Origin of the sequence: Bacillus sp. B28 (assembly GCF_029536185.1) — a bacterium.
GTDB lineage: Bacteria > Bacillota > Bacilli > Bacillales > Bacillaceae > Bacillus > Bacillus halotolerans.
In genome coordinates, this window is the sequence record NZ_CP120511.1 from 1759974 (window position 1) to 1777916 (window position 17943).

Below are 17943 nucleotides of genomic sequence, written 5' to 3' on the forward strand. Positions count from 1 at the left end.
GGCTTTTATGCATACATGAGCGGCAAAAGTGCAATCGTATGAGTAGAGCCCCTGTGATCTGCTTAACAGCGTAAAGGTAAACGTATATCCATTTGCAATAAAAATATGGTTATGGTATAGTTTTATTGGAAATGCTAACGATTACCGAGGCAAAGAGTGGGGAAACCCGCTCTTTTGTATTGAACAAGACAATTTTGTCTCGACATGTTCATCGTTTACTTTAAAGCCCCTGCTCTTTTGAAGCAGGGTTTTTATGCAGAGTGACGAGACGAATATGATATCGACAGCACAAGGAGGAAGAACATGAGCAAAAAAGTGACTGACACCGTTCAAGAAATGGCTCAGCCAATCGTAGACAGCCTTCAGCTTGAACTCGTTGACATTGAATTTGTCAAAGAGGGTCAAAGCTGGTTCCTTCGCGTGTTTATTGATTCCGATGACGGTGTGGATATTGAGGAATGTGCCAAAGTAAGCGAAGCTCTAAGCGAGAAGCTTGATGAGGCAGACCCAATCAGCCAAAATTACTTTCTTGAGGTTTCATCCCCGGGAGCTGAGCGTCCATTAAAGAAAAAAGCCGATTTCGAAAAATCACTTGGGAAAAATGTATACATTAAGACCTATGAGCCGATTGACGGCGTAAAAGTGATTGAAGGACAGCTGGCTGAATTCGATGGACAAACAGTGACAGTTGAGATGACAATCAAAACAAGAAAGAAACGGATCGATATTCCGTATGAAAAAATAGCTAACGCAAGATTAGCTGTAACATTCTAATGAATACAAGTTTTAAGGGGGGAGACCGTTAACATGAGCAGTGAATTATTAGATGCTCTCACCATTCTTGAAAAAGAAAAAGGCATCAGCAAAGAAATTATCATTGAAGCAATCGAAGCTGCTTTAATTTCTGCTTATAAGCGAAATTTTAATCAGGCGCAGAATGTACGGGTGGATTTGAACCGTGAAACAGGTACAATCCGTGTATTCGCAAGAAAAGATGTCGTTGATGAGGTATACGATCAAAGACTGGAGATCTCAATCGAAGAGGCGCAAAGCATCCACCCGGAATATATGGTAGGCGATGTTGTAGAGATTGAAGTAACGCCTAAAGATTTCGGACGCATTGCGGCCCAAACAGCGAAGCAGGTCGTGACACAGCGTGTGCGCGAAGCTGAACGCGGTGTGATCTATTCTGAGTTTATTGACCGTGAAGAAGACATCATGACTGGTATCGTCCAGCGCCTGGACAATAAATTTATCTATGTGTCTCTAGGTAAAATTGAAGCTTTGCTGCCGGTTAATGAGCAAATGCCGAATGAAAGCTATAAGCCTCATGACCGCATTAAGGTTTATATCACAAAAGTAGAAAAAACGACGAAAGGCCCGCAGATTTATGTGTCAAGAACACACCCAGGCCTCTTGAAGCGTTTATTTGAAATCGAAGTGCCAGAAATTTATGATGGAACTGTAGAGCTGAAATCTGTTGCCAGAGAAGCAGGCGACCGTTCGAAAATTTCTGTTCGCACTGATGATCCTGATGTGGATCCGGTGGGCTCTTGCGTCGGTCCTAAAGGCCAGCGTGTTCAGGCGATTGTCAATGAATTAAAAGGTGAAAAAATTGACATTGTCAACTGGTCGAATGATCCTGTAGAATTTGTCGCGAATGCGCTCAGCCCTTCGAAAGTGCTGGATGTCATCGTGAATGAAGAAGAAAAAGCGACAACTGTTATTGTTCCTGATTACCAGCTGTCTCTGGCGATTGGCAAAAGAGGACAAAACGCACGCTTAGCTGCTAAATTGACAGGCTGGAAGATTGATATTAAGAGCGAAACAGACGCAAGAGAGCTTGGAATTTATCCGAGAGAACTTGAAGAAGACGACGAAGAGCCGCTCTTTACGAAGCCTGAAACTGCTGAATCGGATGAATAAGAGGTGACCTTAGGTGAATAAACACAAAAAGATCCCGTTACGCAAGTGTGTAGTGACTGGAGAAATGAAGCCTAAAAAGGAACTAATCCGAGTTGTACGTTCAAAAGAAGGCGAAATCTCAGTAGATCCGACCGGGAAAAAGAACGGGCGGGGTGCTTATTTAACGCTGGATAAAGAGTGCATCTTAGCAGCAAAAAAGAAAAACACTTTGCAAAATCAATTTCAATCACAAATCGATGACCAGATTTTCGAAGAATTGCTGGAACTGGCGGAAAAGGTGAAAAAATAAAATGTCTGGAATGGAATGGTTTCCCTTGCTGGGTCTGGCCAATCGAGCTCGTAAGGTCGTGTCAGGCGAGGACTTGGTTATTAAAGAAATCAGGAATGCGCGTGCGAAGCTTGTCCTGCTTACAGAGGATGCATCATCTAACACAGCAAAGAAAGTAACCGACAAGTGCAATTATTATAAAGTTCCTTATAAAAAAGTCGCGGATCGCGCGATTCTTGGACGCTCTATCGGTAAAGAATCCCGTGTCGTTGTCGCCGTCACTGACCAAGGTTTTGCGAATAAGCTGATCAGCTTGCTCGATTAATATTTTTGGGGGTGAACGAATGGCTAAAATGAGAGTATACGAATATGCAAAAGCGTTAAATGTTTCAAGTAAGGAAATTTTGACCGCACTGAAGAACATGGATTTAGAAGTGAATAATCATATGGCCATGCTTGAAGAAAAGGCCATTAAACAGCTTGATGCCAAATTTAAAAAAGGCGGCGCAGCCGTTAAATCTCAAAAGCCTGCGGAAACGAACAAAAACAAACAGCCGCAAGGGGTAAATCAGCAGTCTGCTGGAAATCAACCAAATAAAATTCGAGACGGAAAGAAGAATGACGTGCAGAATAATCAATTTAACAAAAACAAGAAGAATAACAACAACAAAAAAAATAAACGCAACAATAACAATAACAGAAACCAACATCAGCAAAAGCCTGTGAAGCCGAAAAAGGAGCTTCCTGAAAAAATTACGTTCTCAGGCACTTTAACAGTCGGCGCACTGGCTGAAGAGCTTGGCAAAGAGCCTTCTGAACTCATCAAAAAACTGATGCTTCTTGGTGTTATGGCGACCATTAACCAAGAGCTCGATAAAGACACAATCGAACTGATTGCATCAGAATACGGTGTTGAAACTGAAGAAGTTATTGTCCTTGAAGAAACTGAATTAGAGAAATACGAAGAGCCTGACAAAGAAGAGGATCTTGAAATTCGTCCTCCTGTCGTTACAATCATGGGTCACGTTGACCATGGGAAAACAACGCTTCTTGACAGCATCCGTAAAACAAAGGTTGTTGAAGGAGAAGCTGGCGGAATCACTCAGCATATCGGAGCCTACCAAATCGAAGAAAACGGCAAGAAAATCACTTTCTTGGATACCCCGGGTCACGCCGCATTTACAACAATGCGTGCACGCGGTGCGGAAGTAACCGATATTACGATCCTGGTTGTAGCTGCGGATGACGGTGTAATGCCGCAAACAGTAGAGGCGATCAACCACGCGAAAGCGGCAGAAGTGCCGATCATCGTTGCTGTGAATAAAGTTGATAAAGAAGCTGCAAACCCTGACCGTGTGATGCAAGAACTGACAGAGTACGGACTTGTGCCTGAAGCTTGGGGCGGAGAAACGATTTTTGTTCCGCTTTCCGCTTTAACTGGAAAAGGCATCGATGAACTCGTTGAAATGATTTTGCTTGTCAGTGAGGTAGAGGAACTGAAAGCGAACCCGAACCGCCAGGCAAAAGGAACTGTTATTGAAGCGGAACTTGATAAAGGCAGAGGGTCAGTTGCGACATTGCTCGTACAGACTGGAACACTGCATGTCGGTGATCCGATTGTAGTCGGCAATACATTTGGCCGTGTCCGTGCAATGGTCAATGATATTGGTCGCCGTGTGAAAACAGCGGGACCGTCTACTCCGGTTGAAATTACCGGTCTAAATGACGTGCCTCAAGCGGGAGATCAATTCCTTGTCTTTAAAGATGAAAAAACAGCTCGTTCTGTTGGAGAAGCACGTGCTTCCAAACAGCTTGAAGAGCAGCGCAGCGATAAAGCAAAGCTGAGTCTTGACGACTTGTTCGAGCAGATTAAACAAGGTGATGTAAAAGACATCAACCTAATCGTAAAAGCTGACGTTCAGGGATCTGCCGAAGCTTTAACAGCCGCACTTCAAAAAATTGAAGTTGAAGGCGTTAAAGTGAAAATCATCCACACAGGCGTTGGTGCAATCACAGAATCTGACATTATTTTAGCATCTGCTTCCAATGCAATTGTTATCGGGTTTAATGTGAGACCGGACGGTAATGCTAAGAGTACGGCTGAAGCTGAAAACGTAGATATTCGTCTTCACCGTATTATTTACAAAGTAATCGACGAGATTGAAGCAGCTATGAAAGGTATGCTTGATCCTGAATATGAAGAAAAAGTAATTGGTCAAGTAGAAGTGCGCCAGACATTTAAAGTGTCTAAAATCGGTACGATTGCCGGCGGATATGTTACTGAAGGAACGATTACGCGCGACAGCGGCCTCCGTTTAATTCGTGACGGCGTCGTAATCTTCGAAGGCGAAGTGGACGTTCTGAAACGCTTTAAAGACGATGTGAAAGAAGTTTCACAAGGCTACGAATGTGGTATAACGATTAAGAAATACAATGACATTCGTGAAGGTGACATCCTTGAAGCGTATGTCATGCAAGAAATTGAAAGAAAGTGATCGGATTTGCGGAATGTGAATGCATCATTTATGATGCAGGATCGTTAAAAGAAAAGCGCGCCGTTCTGAAGCGGATCTTAACCAGGGTTCAAAATAAGTTCAATGTTTCGATTTCGGAGATTGGCTATCAGGACACATGGCAAAGAACCAGCTTTGGAATCGCCGCTGTTTCTTCCTCTCGCGTTCAGACAGAAAAAGAATTGCAGCGTGTTCTTGCGTTTATCGATTCTTTTCCTGAAATTGAACGGACGATCACTAGAACAGAGTGGTTTTAACTTAGAGGTGATTGAATTGAGTATGAGAGCAAACCGTGTCGGCGAGCAAATGAAAAAAGAACTCGGTGATATTATCAGCCGAAAGCTGAAGGATCCGAGAATTGGTTTTCTGACAGTAACGGATGTACGTGTATCCGGTGATTTACAAATTGCAAAGGTGTATATTTCCGTTCTCGGAGACGAGAAAAAAAGGGAGGAAGCACTGAAAGGGCTTGCTAAGGCGAAAGGGTTTATTCGCTCTGAAATCGGCAGCCGCATCAGACTTCGTAAAACGCCTGAAATTGAATTTGAGTTCGATGAATCAATTGATTACGGAAATCGAATCGAAACATTGATTCACCAATTGAATTCAGAGAACCCGTCTGAATAACAAATGAAGAGGATAGGCGTTCGTCGTCTGTCCTCTTTTCTGCGTTTTGAAGAAAATCCTCACAACAGAAGGAGTGAAAGGCATATGGTTAACGGAGTTCTCCTTTTACATAAACCGGTCGGCATGACATCGCATGATTGTGTCATGAAGATCCGGAAGCTGCTTAAAACAAAAAAAGTCGGACATACGGGAACGCTTGATCCTGAGGTATCAGGTGTGCTTCCGATTTGTGTGGGCCGGGCTACCAAAATTGTCGAATATTTAACTGAGAAGTCTAAAACATATGATGCTGAAATTACGCTTGGTGTTTCAACGACGACAGAGGATCAAACCGGAGAAACCGTTGAAACAAAGCCAGTAGATCAAGCTGTTGATGAAGCAGAAGTAGAAAAGGTTTTAAACAGTTTAAAGGGGCAACAAGAACAGATACCCCCGATGTATTCCGCAGTAAAGGTAAACGGCAAAAAATTATATGAATATGCAAGAGCGGGACTTGAAGTAGAGCGGCCAAAACGTCTTATTACCATTGAAGATATTGTGCTCACTACAGGGGTTAAACATAATGGAGAGACAGCGAGTTTCCGGTTTACAGTAACATGTTCAAAAGGAACTTATGTGCGCACATTGGCGGTTATGATTGGCGAAAAGCTTGGATATCCGGCTCATATGTCTCATTTGATCCGTACAGCATCCGGTGACTTTTCTCTTGATGAATGCTATACGTTTGAAGAGCTGGAAGCTCAAGCCGAGTCCGGAACTGTAGCAGACCATACAGTCTCTATTGAACGTGCGCTCAATCATTTGCCGAAATGGATCATAAGTGATACATTAGCTAAGAAAGTAGAAAATGGGGCTTTGCTTGAAACACCAGAACAATTCTCGGATCTGACTAGTGACGACCGTCTCGCAGTCTATACGGAATCCGGAAGCTGTCTGGCGATTTATTTCCCTCATCCTACAAAACACGGGCTGTTAAAGCCGGCAAAAGTATTGATGCAAAAAAGCGAACAATAGAAAAAAGGTGACCGTTCTGTGAAGACGATACATATGACACATCCGCATCATTTAATAAAAGAGGAGCAGCCAAAGTCTGTGATGGCGTTAGGTTATTTTGACGGCGTTCATTTAGGGCATCAAAAGGTAATCGGCACAGCTAAACAGATAGCTGAAGAAAAGGGTCTGACATTAGCCGTGATGACCTTTCATCCCCATCCTTCCCATGTGCTGGGCAGGGATCGGGAACCAAAGGATCTGATTACCCCTCTTGAAGATAAAATCAGCCAAATTGAACAATTAGGCACGGAGATTCTGTATGTCGTTAAATTCAATGAAGTGTTTGCTTCTCTGACTCCTGAGCAGTTTGTTGATCAGTATATTTTAGGCCTTAATGTACAGCATGCAGTGGCAGGCTTTGATTTTACGTACGGAAAATACGGCAAAGGAACAATGGAAACGATGCCGATTGATTTAGATGGAAAAGCTGATTGCACAATGGTGGAAAAATTGACGGAGCAGGATAAAAAAATCAGCTCCAGCTATATTCGGACTGCACTTCAAAACGGAGACGTTGAACTGGCCAATGTCTTGCTTGGACAGCCCTACTTTATTAAAGGAATTGTCATTCACGGAGATAAAAGAGGGCGGACAATCGGGTTTCCGACGGCCAATATCGGCTTAAATAACAGCTATATTGTCCCGCCAACCGGTGTATATGCCGTCAAGGCGGAAATAAACGGCGAGATTTACAACGGCGTTTGCAATATCGGCTATAAGCCGACGTTTTATGAAAAACGTCCGGAACAGCCTTCAATTGAGGTCAATTTATTTGATTTTGATCAAGAAGTATACGGAGCCGCTATAAAAATTGAATGGTATAAACGAATTCGGAGCGAGCGCAAGTTCAACGGCATTCAAGAATTAACAGAGCAAATTGAGAAAGATAAGCAGCAAGCGATCCGTTATTTCAGCAATTTGCGGAAATAACATGCAGCGCACACAAATTTTATTCTAAAATATTTGCATATAGGCTCGATTTTTAGTATGATAGTTTTCGTAGTCTTAAAACCTTTGCTTGGCAATCCGAAGTCACCGACGGTTGCTAGGTAACTGGGGCTAAATATTATTTGGAGGTGAAACAGGATGGCAATTACTCAAGAGCGTAAAAACCAACTCATCAGCGAGTTTAAAACACACGAATCTGATACTGGATCTCCAGAAGTTCAGATCGCTATCCTAACTGATTCAATTAACAACTTGAACGAGCATTTACGTACTCACAAGAAAGACCACCATTCACGTCGCGGTCTTCTTAAAATGGTAGGTAAGCGTCGTAATCTTCTTACGTATCTGCGTAATAAAGACGTAACTCGTTACCGTGAGTTAATTAACAAACTAGGCTTACGTCGATAATCGTAAAAAGCGGGAGGATTCCCGCTTTTTTATCGTATAAAAGCGAAAAATTTTTTATAACTAATCATTGAAATCCTTTTACATACTACTTTGACATTGATATGTTCAATCCATTTCGTTCATAATAGGAGTAATTGATTATTTCACACAACGAAGAGAGGAGTTCGTAATCGTATGGGACAAGAAAAACACGTCTTTACCATAGATTGGGCCGGAAGAACGCTTACTGTTGAAACCGGCCAGCTTGCCAAACAGGCAAATGGTGCTGTTATGGTTCGCTACGGCGATACAGCAGTACTCAGTACAGCAACCGCTTCAAAAGAACCGAAACCGCTTGATTTCTTCCCGCTTACTGTAAACTACGAGGAAAGATTGTATGCGGTAGGTAAAATACCTGGTGGGTTTATTAAAAGAGAAGGACGTCCAAGTGAAAAAGCCATTTTGGCGAGCCGTTTAATCGACCGTCCGATCCGGCCTTTGTTCGCCGATGGATTCCGTAATGAAGTTCAAGTCATCAGCATCGTCATGAGTGTTGATCAAGACTGCTCTTCAGAAATGGCTGCTATGTTCGGTTCATCGCTTGCACTTTCTGTATCAGACATCCCGTTTGAAGGACCGATTGCAGGGGTAACTGTCGGACGCATTGATAATCAATTTGTTATTAACCCGACGGTTGATCAGCTTGAGAAAAGTGATATCAATCTTGTCGTTGCCGGAACTAAAGATGCAATTAACATGGTGGAAGCAGGAGCAGACGAAGTTCCTGAGGAAACGATGCTAGAAGCGATTATGTTCGGCCATGATGAGATTAAACGCCTGATTGCATTCCAAGAAGAAATTGTTGCAGCTGTCGGCAAAGAAAAATCAGAAATTAAGCTTTATGAAATTGACGAAGAGCTGAGTGAAAAAGTTAAGGCTTTAGCAGAGCAAGATCTGCTGAAAGCAATCCAGGTTCATGAAAAACATGCCCGTGAAGATGCCATTAATGAAGTGAAAAACACAGTTGTGGCAAAATTCGAGGATGATGAGCATGACGAGGAAACAATCAAACAAGTCAAACAGACTTTGTCCAAGCTTGTCAAAAATGAAGTGCGCCGCCTGATTACTGAAGAGAAAGTAAGACCTGACGGCCGCGGAGTCGATCAAATCCGCCCGCTTTCTTCAGAGGTTGGCCTCTTGCCGAGAACACACGGTTCCGGATTGTTCACAAGAGGACAGACTCAGGCTCTCAGTGTTTGTACGTTAGGTGCTCTCGGAGATGTGCAAATCCTTGATGGTTTAGGTGTCGAAGAATCGAAACGGTTTATGCATCATTACAACTTCCCGCAATTCAGCGTCGGGGAAACTGGACCGATGCGCGGACCGGGACGCCGTGAAATCGGACATGGAGCTCTTGGTGAGCGTGCGCTTGAGCCTGTTATTCCATCTGAAAAAGATTTCCCTTATACTGTCCGTCTTGTATCCGAAGTGCTTGAATCAAACGGTTCCACTTCTCAGGCAAGTATTTGTGCAAGCACACTTGCGATGATGGATGCCGGTGTACCGATTAAAGCACCAGTCGCAGGTATTGCAATGGGACTTGTCAAATCAGGCGAACATTATACTGTTCTGACTGATATTCAAGGCATGGAAGATGCCCTTGGAGACATGGACTTTAAAGTTGCCGGAACTGCAAAGGGCGTAACGGCGCTGCAAATGGACATTAAAATTGAAGGCCTCTCCAGAGAGATTCTTGAAGAAGCGCTTCAGCAGGCGAAAAAAGGAAGAATGGAAATCCTCAACAGTATGCTTGCTACATTAAGCGAATCAAGAAAAGAGCTTTCTCAATATGCGCCTAAGATTTTAACAATGGCTATTAATCCTGATAAAATCCGCGATGTCATCGGACCTAGCGGAAAACAAATCAATAAAATCATCGAAGAGACCGGTGTTAAAATTGATATCGAGCAGGATGGCACAATCTTTATTTCGTCGACAGTTGAAAGCAGCAACCAAAAAGCGAAGAAAATCATCGAAGACCTCGTCAGAGAGGTTGAAGTCGGCCAGCTTTACTTAGGTAAAGTAAAACGAATTGAAAAGTTCGGTGCTTTCGTTGAAATTTTCAGCGGAAAAGACGGTTTGGTGCACATTTCAGAGCTTGCGCTTGAGCGTGTAGGAAAAGTTGAAGATGTTGTCAAAATCGGAGACGAGATTCTTGTGAAGGTTACTGAAATCGATAAGCAAGGACGGGTCAACTTGTCTCGTAAAGCTGTGCTCCGTGAAGAGAAAGAAAAAGAAGAACAACAATCTTAAATGAAAACATGAAAGGAGCCTGGGAGACCCGGCTTCTTTATTTTGACGCTTTAAAAAGCAAGCGGGTTCTACCTTGTCCTTCTCCTTCATAATGTGAGGTGAGGGGGGACAGAACATGTACAAAAAATTTGTACCGTTTGCCGTTTTTCTATTTCTTTTTTTTGTTTCATTCGAGATGATGAAAAATCCGCACACACTTGATTATATAGGGGCAATGAAACAAGATACGGTGACCGTCTCGGCGTCCAAAGACCCGTTATATGAAGAATTGCTTCAAAAGGCGCCAGATTATGAAGTAAAGCCTCAGAATGCAAGAATAGACAAGGTGTGGAAAAGCATTCCCGGTTACAATGGTTTGAAGGTCAATATTGAAAAATCATATAAAAAAATGAAAAAGCACGGTGAGTTTCGGGAAAACGATTTAGTGTACAGTCAAGTAAAACCAAGCGTTCATCTTGAGTCTCTTCAGCCAGAGCCTATTTACAAAGGGAATCCGGAAAAACCGATGGTGGCTTTTTTAATTAATGTGGCATGGGGAAACGAATATTTGGAAAGAATGCTCCCTGTCCTTCAAAAGCATAACGTGAAGGCTACGTTTTTTTTGGAAGGCAATTGGGTGAAAAACAATGAACAGCTGGCTAAAAAGATTGCGGAAGAAGGACATGAAATCGGAAATCATTCATACAATCATCCGGATATGAGCAAACTGACTACAGGAAGAATTTCCGAACAGCTCGACAAGACGAATGAGCAAATAGAAAAAACGCTCGGCGTCAAGCCGAAATGGTTCGCTCCGCCAAGCGGGAGTTTCAGGAAAGCGGTTGTTGACATTGCAGCTAAGAAACATATGGGAACAGTGATGTGGACAGTTGATACAATCGACTGGCAAAAACCGGCTCCGTCTGCACTTCAAACGCGGGTGTTAAGCAAGATACATAATGGTGCCATGATTCTAATGCATCCGACCAATCCCACGGCGGAAAGTCTTGAAGCGCTGATTACAAAGATAAAAGATAAAGGATATGCGCTTGGAACAGTCACTGAACTAATGGATGAAACAAGACTGTTGAAGTAACAGGGCAGGCAGCCAGTCTTTGAATAGGAGGAACAAATTTGATTAAACGATATACGTGTCAAAATGGTGTAAGAGTTGTGCTTGAAAATAACCCGACAGTCCGTTCTGTCGCGATCGGCGTTTGGATTGGTACAGGCTCGCGGCACGAAACGCCGGAGATAAATGGGATTTCCCACTTTTTGGAGCATATGTTCTTCAAAGGGACGAGCACAAGATCTGCACGTGAGATAGCAGAATCTTTTGATCGTATTGGCGGTCAGGTCAATGCGTTTACCTCAAAGGAATATACCTGCTATTATGCAAAGGTGCTTGATGAGCATGCGAATTACGCACTTGACGTATTAGCAGATATGTTCTTTCATTCAACTTTTGATGAAAACGAGCTGAAAAAAGAAAAAAATGTGGTTTACGAAGAAATAAAAATGTATGAAGACGCGCCCGATGATATTGTTCATGATTTACTGAGCAAAGCCACGTACGGGAATCATTCTTTAGGCTATCCGATTCTAGGCACAGAGGAAACGCTTGATTCCTTTAACGGCGACTCTCTCAGGCAGTACATGCATGATTATTATACGCCGGACCGTGTCGTTATTTCTGTAGCGGGTAATATTTCAGAAAGCTTTATAAAAGATGTAGAAAAATGGTTCGGATCATACGAGGCAAAGGGCAAAGCGACAGGTCTTCAGAAGCCCGGATTCCATACAGAAAAACTCACAAGAAAAAAAGAAACAGAACAAGCCCATTTATGTCTGGGATTTAAGGGGCTGGAAGTCGGTCATGAAAAAATTTATGATTTGATCGTCCTTAATAATGTGCTCGGAGGCAGCATGAGCAGCCGCCTGTTCCAAGATGTTCGTGAAGATAAAGGGCTCGCTTATTCTGTTTACAGCTATCACAGCTCATATGAGGACAGCGGCATGCTCACCATTTATGGCGGAACAGGTGCAAATCAGCTTCAGCAGCTGTCAGAAACCATTCAAGAAACCCTTGCAACATTAAAGCGCGACGGCATAACGCCGAAAGAGCTGGAAAACAGCAAGGAGCAAATGAAGGGAAGCTTGATGCTGAGCTTAGAAAGCACGAACAGCAAAATGAGCCGAAACGGTAAAAATGAACTGCTGCTCGGAAAACACAAAACATTAGACGAAATTATTAATGAATTAAACGCTGTAAACTTAGAACGTGTCAACGGTCTTGCCAGAGAAATGTTTACGAATGACTATTCTCTGGCTCTTATCAGCCCTTCCGGCAATATGCCGTCATAAATCCGAAATGCCTGCCCTGAAACGGAGCAGGCATTTTTTTATCCTTTTGATCATACATAGTACAAGGGGGTGACAGAGATGCGGCTCAGTGAATTATCCGGGAAGGAAATTGTCGACATCAAAAGAGCTGAACGGCTGGGAGTACTGGGTCAGACCGATTTAGAAATCAATGAACAGGATGGTCAGATCACAGCGCTCCTCATTCCGACAGTCAAATGGTTTGGTTTGAGAAAACACGGTCAAGACATTCGTGTCCCCTGGAATCATATTCAAAAGATCGGATCAGATATGATCATTTTAGATGTCCCTGAGGAAATTTCTCCTCACCAAGAGTAACTATAGAAAAGGCCCAACTCTGCAGGTTATGGGCTTTCATGAAAACATCCAAACATCGGCTGAGTCTGCCGATGTTTTTTTGTGTGAAAAAAGCGTATGTTTTAATTCACCGCTATTTCCTTTTGATCATAAGATGAAGGGGAGCTTAACAGCTAGGGATCCAGTATATACAAAGAAGGTGAACGTTTAACATGTTAACCGGATTGAAAATTGCAGTTATCGGCGGTGACGCAAGACAGCTCGAAATTATTAGGAAGCTCACTGAACAGCAGACTGACATCTATCTCGTCGGTTTTGACCAATTGGATCACGGTTTTACCGGAGCTGTAAAATGCAATATTGATGAAATTCCTTATCAGCAAATAGACAGTATCATTCTTCCTGTGTCTGCGACAACAGGAGAAGGTGTCGTATCAACCGTATTTTCAAATGAAGAAGTTGTTTTAAAACAGGAGCACCTTGACCAAACGCCTGCACACTGTGTCATTTTCTCAGGGATTTCTAACGCCTATTTAGAAAACATTGCAGCTCAAGCAAACAGAAAACTTGTTAAGCTGTTTGAGCGGGATGACATTGCGATATACAATTCTATTCCGACAGTAGAGGGAACCATCATGCTGGCCATTCAGCACACAGATTATACGATACACGGATCTCAGGTGGCGGTTCTCGGGCTGGGACGCACCGGAATGACGATCGCCCGTACATTTGCCGCGCTTGGAGCGAATGTAAAGGTCGGGGCAAGAAGTTCAGCGCATCTGGCGCGCATCACCGAAATGGGGCTCGTTCCGTTTCACACTGATGAACTCAAAGAGCATGTCAAAGATATAGATATTTGTATTAATACCATACCGAGCATGATTTTGAATCAAACTGTGCTTTCTCGCATGACACCGAAAACCTTAATATTGGATCTGGCTTCACGTCCCGGCGGAACCGATTTTAAATATGCTGAAAAACAAGGGATTAAGGCACTCCTTGCCCCTGGTTTGCCGGGGATTGTCGCTCCTAAAACAGCAGGGCAGATCCTCGCCAATGTCTTGAGCAAGCTTTTGGCTGAACTACATGCTGAGGAGGGGAAATAAGAATGTCGTCACTAAAAGGGAAAAGAATCGGATTTGGACTGACCGGCTCGCATTGCACATATGAAGCGGTGTTTCCGCAAATTGAGGCGCTAGTCAATGAAGGAGCGGAAGTTCGGCCGGTTGTCACATTTACTGTAAAATCGACTGATACACGCTTTGGAGAAGGAGCAGAATGGGTTAAAAAGATTGAAGACCTTACCGGATATGAGGCAATTGATTCAATTGTAAAGGCTGAACCCCTCGGGCCAAAGCTTCCGCTGGACTGCATGGTAATTGCTCCTTTAACTGGAAACTCGATGAGCAAGCTCGCCAACGCTATGACAGACAGCCCTGTACTGATGGCTGCAAAAGCAACAATCAGAAACAATCGGCCGGTCGTTCTCGGTATATCAACAAATGACGCTCTCGGTTTAAACGGCTCAAACCTAATGAGGCTCATGTCTACCAAAAATATCTTCTTTATTCCATTTGGGCAAGACGATCCCTTCAAAAAACCGAATTCAATGGTTGCCAAAATGGATCTGCTTCCTCAAACCGTTCAAAAGGCGCTGATGCATCAGCAGCTTCAGCCGATTCTCGTTGATAATTATCAGGGAAATGACTAAATATACAGAAAATCTTTCCCAAACAAAAAATTTCGATCATTACCCGCATATTCTATGGTAAAATAAAACGTAAAATTATAGTCAAATCAATTCAATGAAGCTGATTGGCGGAAGGAGTTTTACAGATGGGAAGAGGTTTACACGTAGCTGTTGTCGGAGCGACAGGAGCTGTAGGACAACAAATGCTTAAAACACTTGAAGACAGAAATTTTGAAATGGACACACTTACATTGCTATCTTCAAAACGCTCTGCTGGTACCCAAGTCACGTTTAAAGGCCAAGAGCTGACTGTACAGGAAGCTTCTCCTGAAAGCTTTGAAGGAGTAGATATTGCTTTGTTCAGCGCCGGCGGAAGCGTATCACAGGCATTGGCACCCGAAGCTGTAAAACGCGGCGCTATTGTTATAGATAATACAAGTGCGTTCCGTATGGACGAAAATACACCGCTTATTGTGCCTGAAGTTAACGAGGCAGACTTGCACGAACACAACGGCATTATTGCCAACCCTAACTGCTCTACAATTCAAATGGTGGCTGCACTGGAACCGATCCGCAAAGCTTACGGCTTAAACAAAGTTATCGTATCAACTTACCAAGCGGTATCAGGAGCGGGAAATGAAGCTGTAAAAGAGCTGTACAGCCAAACAGAGGCGATTTTGAACAACGAAGAAATCAAACCAGAGATTATGCCTGTAAAAGGGGATAAAAAACACTATCAAATCGCTTTCAATGCGATTCCGCAAATTGATAAATTCCAAGATAACGGCTATACGTTTGAGGAAATGAAAATGATAAATGAAACGAAAAAAATCATGCACATGCCTGAGCTTCAAGTAGCGGCTACATGTGTGAGACTTCCGATTGAAACCGGCCATTCAGAGTCCGTTTACATCGAAGTAGACCGAGATGACGCTACTGTGGAAGATATTAAAAATCTATTAAAAGAAGCTCCTGGCATTACACTTCAAGACGACCTGAGCCAGCAGCTTTATCCGATGCCTGCCGATGCAGTCGGCAAAAACGATGTGTTTGTAGGCCGCATCCGCAAAGACTTGGACAGAGCAAACGGTTTTCATTTATGGGTAGTTTCTGATAACCTATTAAAAGGCGCAGCATGGAACTCTGTTCAAATTGCAGAAAGCCTGAAAAAACTAAACCTCGTATAAAAGAAAGAATTTCCCAAAGACGAATAGAAGAGAGTAAGGCGCAAATAGCCTGCTCTCTTCTGTTACGTCCGAATAATTTGGAGTGAAAACAGTGAAGATAATTGTTCAGAAGTTTGGCGGGACATCTGTAAAAGATGACAAAGGACGTAAACTGGCTTTAGAGCACATTAAAGAAGCAATCAGTGAAGGATATAAGGTTGTCGTTGTCGTTTCTGCGATGGGCCGGAAGGGTGATCCGTACGCAACAGACTCTCTGTTGGGACTGCTTTACGGCGACCAGTCTGCGATTTCCCCGAGAGAGCAGGATCTGCTTTTATCATGCGGAGAGACGATTTCTTCTGTCGTCTTTACGAGCATGCTGCTGGATAACGGTGTAAAAGCATCTGCACTGACAGGGGCTCAGGCTGGGTTCTTAACGAATGATCAGCATACAAATGCGAAAATCCTTGAAATGAAACCGGAGCGTTTATTCAGTGTGCTTGCGAATCATGACGCAGTAGTCGTCGCAGGATTCCAAGGCGCTACTGAAAAGGGCGATACAACAACGATCGGAAGAGGGGGCAGCGATACGTCTGCAGCTGCACTTGGGGCGGCAATTGACGCTGAATACATCGACATTTTCACAGATGTTGAAGGTGTGATGACTGCTGATCCGAGAGTAGTGGAAAACGCGAAACCGCTTCCTGTAGTAACATATACAGAAATCTGCAACCTGGCGTACCAGGGAGCGAAAGTGATTCATCCGCGAGCTGTGGAGATTGCGATGCAGGCTAAGGTTCCGATTCGCGTCCGCTCAACATATTCCAAAGATAAAGGCACATTGGTGACATCACATCATTCTTCCAATGTCGGCAGTGATGTTTTTGAACGGCTGATTACCGGAATTGCCCATGTCAAAGATGTCACACAGTTCAAAGTGCCTTCAAAAATCGGTCAGTATAACGTTCAGACTGAAGTTTTTAAAGCGATGGCGAGTGCAGGGATCAGCGTTGATTTCTTTAACATTACACCTAGTGAAATCGTTTATACGGTGGCTGGGAACAAGACGGAAACAGCTCAGCGCATCTTAATGGATATGGGTTATGACCCGATGGTGACGAAAAACTGCGCAAAAGTTTCGGCGGTCGGTGCCGGTATCATGGGCGTCCCGGGTGTAACGTCTAAAATTGTGACAGCTCTATCAGAGAAAGAGATTCCTATTCTGCAGTCGGCGGACAGCCACACGACCATCTGGGTGCTTGTCCATGAAGAGGACATGGTTCCTGCTGTAAACGCTTTGCATGAAGTGTTTGAACTTTCTAAGTAAATGTGATTGAATCATGATGAGGTGAAAAAAATGAATTTCGGAAATGTGTCTACAGCTATGATTACACCTTTTGACAATAAAGGGAATGTAGACTTTCAAAAATTGTCTACACTGATTGATTACTTGTTGAAAAACGGAACAGATTCTTTAGTGGTAGCGGGAACAACAGGAGAATCTCCAACCCTTTCAACAGAAGAAAAAATAGCGCTATTTGAATATACGGTCAAAGAAGTGAACGGCCGGGTGCCTGTCATTGCGGGTACTGGCAGCAACAATACGAAAGATTCCATTAAGCTGACCAAAAAAGCTGAGGAAGCAGGCGTAGATGCGGTGATGCTTGTTACGCCATATTATAATAAACCTTCACAAGAAGGAATGTATCAGCATTTTAAAGCTGTTGCTTCTGAAACATCTCTTCCGGTTATGCTGTACAATGTGCCGGGCCGCACCGTTGCTTCTCTTGCTCCTGAGACGACAATCCGTTTGGCGGCGGATATTCCGAATGTTGTTGCGATTAAAGAAGCGAGCGGAGATCTCGAAGCGATTACAAAAATTGTTGCGGAAACGCCTGAAGATTTCTCCGTTTATTCTGGGGATGACGCCTTGACGCTTCCTGTTCTGTCAGTAGGAGGAAGAGGTGTCGTTTCAGTCGCAAGCCATATCGTAGGCTCTGATATGCAGCAAATGATCAAAAATTATACAAATGGGCAAACAGCTAACGCGGCACTGATTCACCAGAAACTGCTGCCGATTATGAAGGAACTGTTTAAAGCGCCTAACCCGGCTCCTGTGAAAACAGCTCTTCAGCTGAAAGGCCTTGATGTCGGTTCAGTGCGTCTTCCTCTCATCCCATTAAACGAAGATGAACGTCTGAGCTTAAGCAGCGCGATCAGCGAACTGTAAGAAAAATTTCATACAGTGAAACAAACGCGGTCATTCTCATTCCACCTGAGTTTGACCGTTTCTTATACATATTGGTTTTCCCTAAACCTTCTGCTTTATCTTGTTTTCTAAATTTACTTTCAGTTATAATAGGAACAAGTGATGATGGACGGGTATGAGACTAG

The 17943-nt window shown here is 43.4% G+C and carries 19 protein-coding genes; all 19 read left to right on the forward strand.

Annotation, left to right across the window (positions count from 1 at the left end; translation table 11 throughout):
• Positions 1 to 303: 303 nt before the first annotated feature.
• The 19 genes from rimP (at position 304) to dapA (ending at position 17779) form a co-directional block, all read left to right on the forward strand.
• Positions 304 to 774 (forward strand): ribosome maturation factor RimP, encoded by a 471-nt coding sequence (gene rimP, locus P3L57_RS08895; protein ID WP_069486536.1) that lies wholly within the window; start codon positions 304 to 306, stop codon positions 772 to 774.
• A gap of 33 nt (positions 775 to 807) precedes the next feature.
• Entirely contained in the window at positions 808 to 1926 is a 1119-nt protein-coding gene (gene nusA / locus P3L57_RS08900) for a transcription termination factor NusA (protein WP_069486537.1), read from the forward strand.
• Between the two features lie 13 nt (positions 1927 to 1939).
• A complete protein-coding gene (rulR, locus tag P3L57_RS08905; protein WP_010334283.1) occupies positions 1940 to 2215 on the forward strand; it encodes a glucose-induced regulator RulR in 276 nt (91 codons plus the stop codon).
• A gap of 1 nt (position 2216) precedes the next feature.
• Positions 2217 to 2519, forward strand: coding sequence for a YlxQ family RNA-binding protein (locus P3L57_RS08910; protein WP_024121429.1), 303 nt, complete (start codon positions 2217 to 2219; stop codon positions 2517 to 2519).
• Positions 2520 to 2538: 19 nt separating this feature from the next.
• Positions 2539 to 4689, forward strand: coding sequence for a translation initiation factor IF-2 (gene infB / locus P3L57_RS08915; protein ID WP_044155863.1), 2151 nt, complete (start codon positions 2539 to 2541; stop codon positions 4687 to 4689).
• Entirely contained in the window at positions 4686 to 4964 is a 279-nt protein-coding gene (locus P3L57_RS08920) for a DUF503 domain-containing protein (protein ID WP_003220950.1), read from the forward strand. The genes infB and P3L57_RS08920 overlap by 4 nt, the downstream gene beginning before the upstream one ends.
• 16 nt (positions 4965 to 4980) lie before the next feature.
• Entirely contained in the window at positions 4981 to 5334 is a 354-nt protein-coding gene (rbfA, locus tag P3L57_RS08925) for a 30S ribosome-binding factor RbfA (RefSeq protein ID WP_010334286.1), read from the forward strand.
• A gap of 84 nt (positions 5335 to 5418) precedes the next feature.
• Positions 5419 to 6348: a tRNA pseudouridine(55) synthase TruB gene (gene truB / locus P3L57_RS08930; protein ID WP_059352916.1), complete on the forward strand. Its 930-nt coding sequence runs from the start codon at positions 5419 to 5421 to the stop codon at positions 6346 to 6348.
• A gap of 18 nt (positions 6349 to 6366) precedes the next feature.
• Positions 6367 to 7317 (forward strand): bifunctional riboflavin kinase/FAD synthetase, encoded by a 951-nt coding sequence (gene ribF, locus P3L57_RS08935; protein WP_069486538.1) that lies wholly within the window; start codon positions 6367 to 6369, stop codon positions 7315 to 7317.
• 156 nt (positions 7318 to 7473) lie between these two features.
• Entirely contained in the window at positions 7474 to 7743 is a 270-nt protein-coding gene (gene rpsO, locus P3L57_RS08940) for a 30S ribosomal protein S15 (protein ID WP_003154182.1), read from the forward strand.
• A gap of 174 nt (positions 7744 to 7917) precedes the next feature.
• Positions 7918 to 10035: a polyribonucleotide nucleotidyltransferase gene (gene pnp / locus P3L57_RS08945; RefSeq protein ID WP_044155857.1), complete on the forward strand. Its 2118-nt coding sequence runs from the start codon at positions 7918 to 7920 to the stop codon at positions 10033 to 10035.
• Positions 10036 to 10150: 115 nt separating this feature from the next.
• Positions 10151 to 11110, forward strand: a complete 960-nt coding sequence (locus tag P3L57_RS08950; RefSeq protein ID WP_069486539.1) for a polysaccharide deacetylase family protein — start codon at positions 10151 to 10153, stop codon at positions 11108 to 11110.
• A gap of 38 nt (positions 11111 to 11148) precedes the next feature.
• Positions 11149 to 12378: a M16 family metallopeptidase gene (locus P3L57_RS08955; RefSeq protein ID WP_044155855.1), complete on the forward strand. Its 1230-nt coding sequence runs from the start codon at positions 11149 to 11151 to the stop codon at positions 12376 to 12378.
• Between the two features lie 78 nt (positions 12379 to 12456).
• Positions 12457 to 12714 carry a YlmC/YmxH family sporulation protein gene (locus P3L57_RS08960; protein ID WP_010334291.1) on the forward strand — a complete coding sequence of 86 codons (258 nt, stop codon included), beginning with the start codon at positions 12457 to 12459 and terminating at the stop codon, positions 12712 to 12714.
• Positions 12715 to 12905: 191 nt separating this feature from the next.
• Positions 12906 to 13799 carry a dipicolinic acid synthetase subunit A gene (gene dpaA / locus P3L57_RS08965; RefSeq protein ID WP_024121438.1) on the forward strand — a complete coding sequence of 298 codons (894 nt, stop codon included), beginning with the start codon at positions 12906 to 12908 and terminating at the stop codon, positions 13797 to 13799.
• Between the two features lie 2 nt (positions 13800 to 13801).
• Positions 13802 to 14404, forward strand: coding sequence for a dipicolinate synthase subunit B (dpaB, locus tag P3L57_RS08970; protein WP_069486540.1), 603 nt, complete (start codon positions 13802 to 13804; stop codon positions 14402 to 14404).
• Between the two features lie 125 nt (positions 14405 to 14529).
• A complete protein-coding gene (asd, locus tag P3L57_RS08975; protein ID WP_069486541.1) occupies positions 14530 to 15570 on the forward strand; it encodes an aspartate-semialdehyde dehydrogenase in 1041 nt (346 codons plus the stop codon).
• A 91-nt stretch (positions 15571 to 15661) separates the two neighbouring features.
• On the forward strand, positions 15662 to 16876 hold the full coding sequence (gene dapG / locus P3L57_RS08980; RefSeq protein WP_024121441.1) for an aspartate kinase: 1215 nt from the start codon (positions 15662 to 15664) through the stop codon (positions 16874 to 16876).
• Positions 16877 to 16906: 30 nt separating this feature from the next.
• The gene (dapA, locus tag P3L57_RS08985) at positions 16907 to 17779 is read left to right on the forward strand and encodes a 4-hydroxy-tetrahydrodipicolinate synthase (protein WP_024121442.1); all 873 of its coding nucleotides are present in this window, start codon (positions 16907 to 16909) and stop codon (positions 17777 to 17779) included.
• The last annotated feature ends 164 nt before the right edge of the window (positions 17780 to 17943 follow it).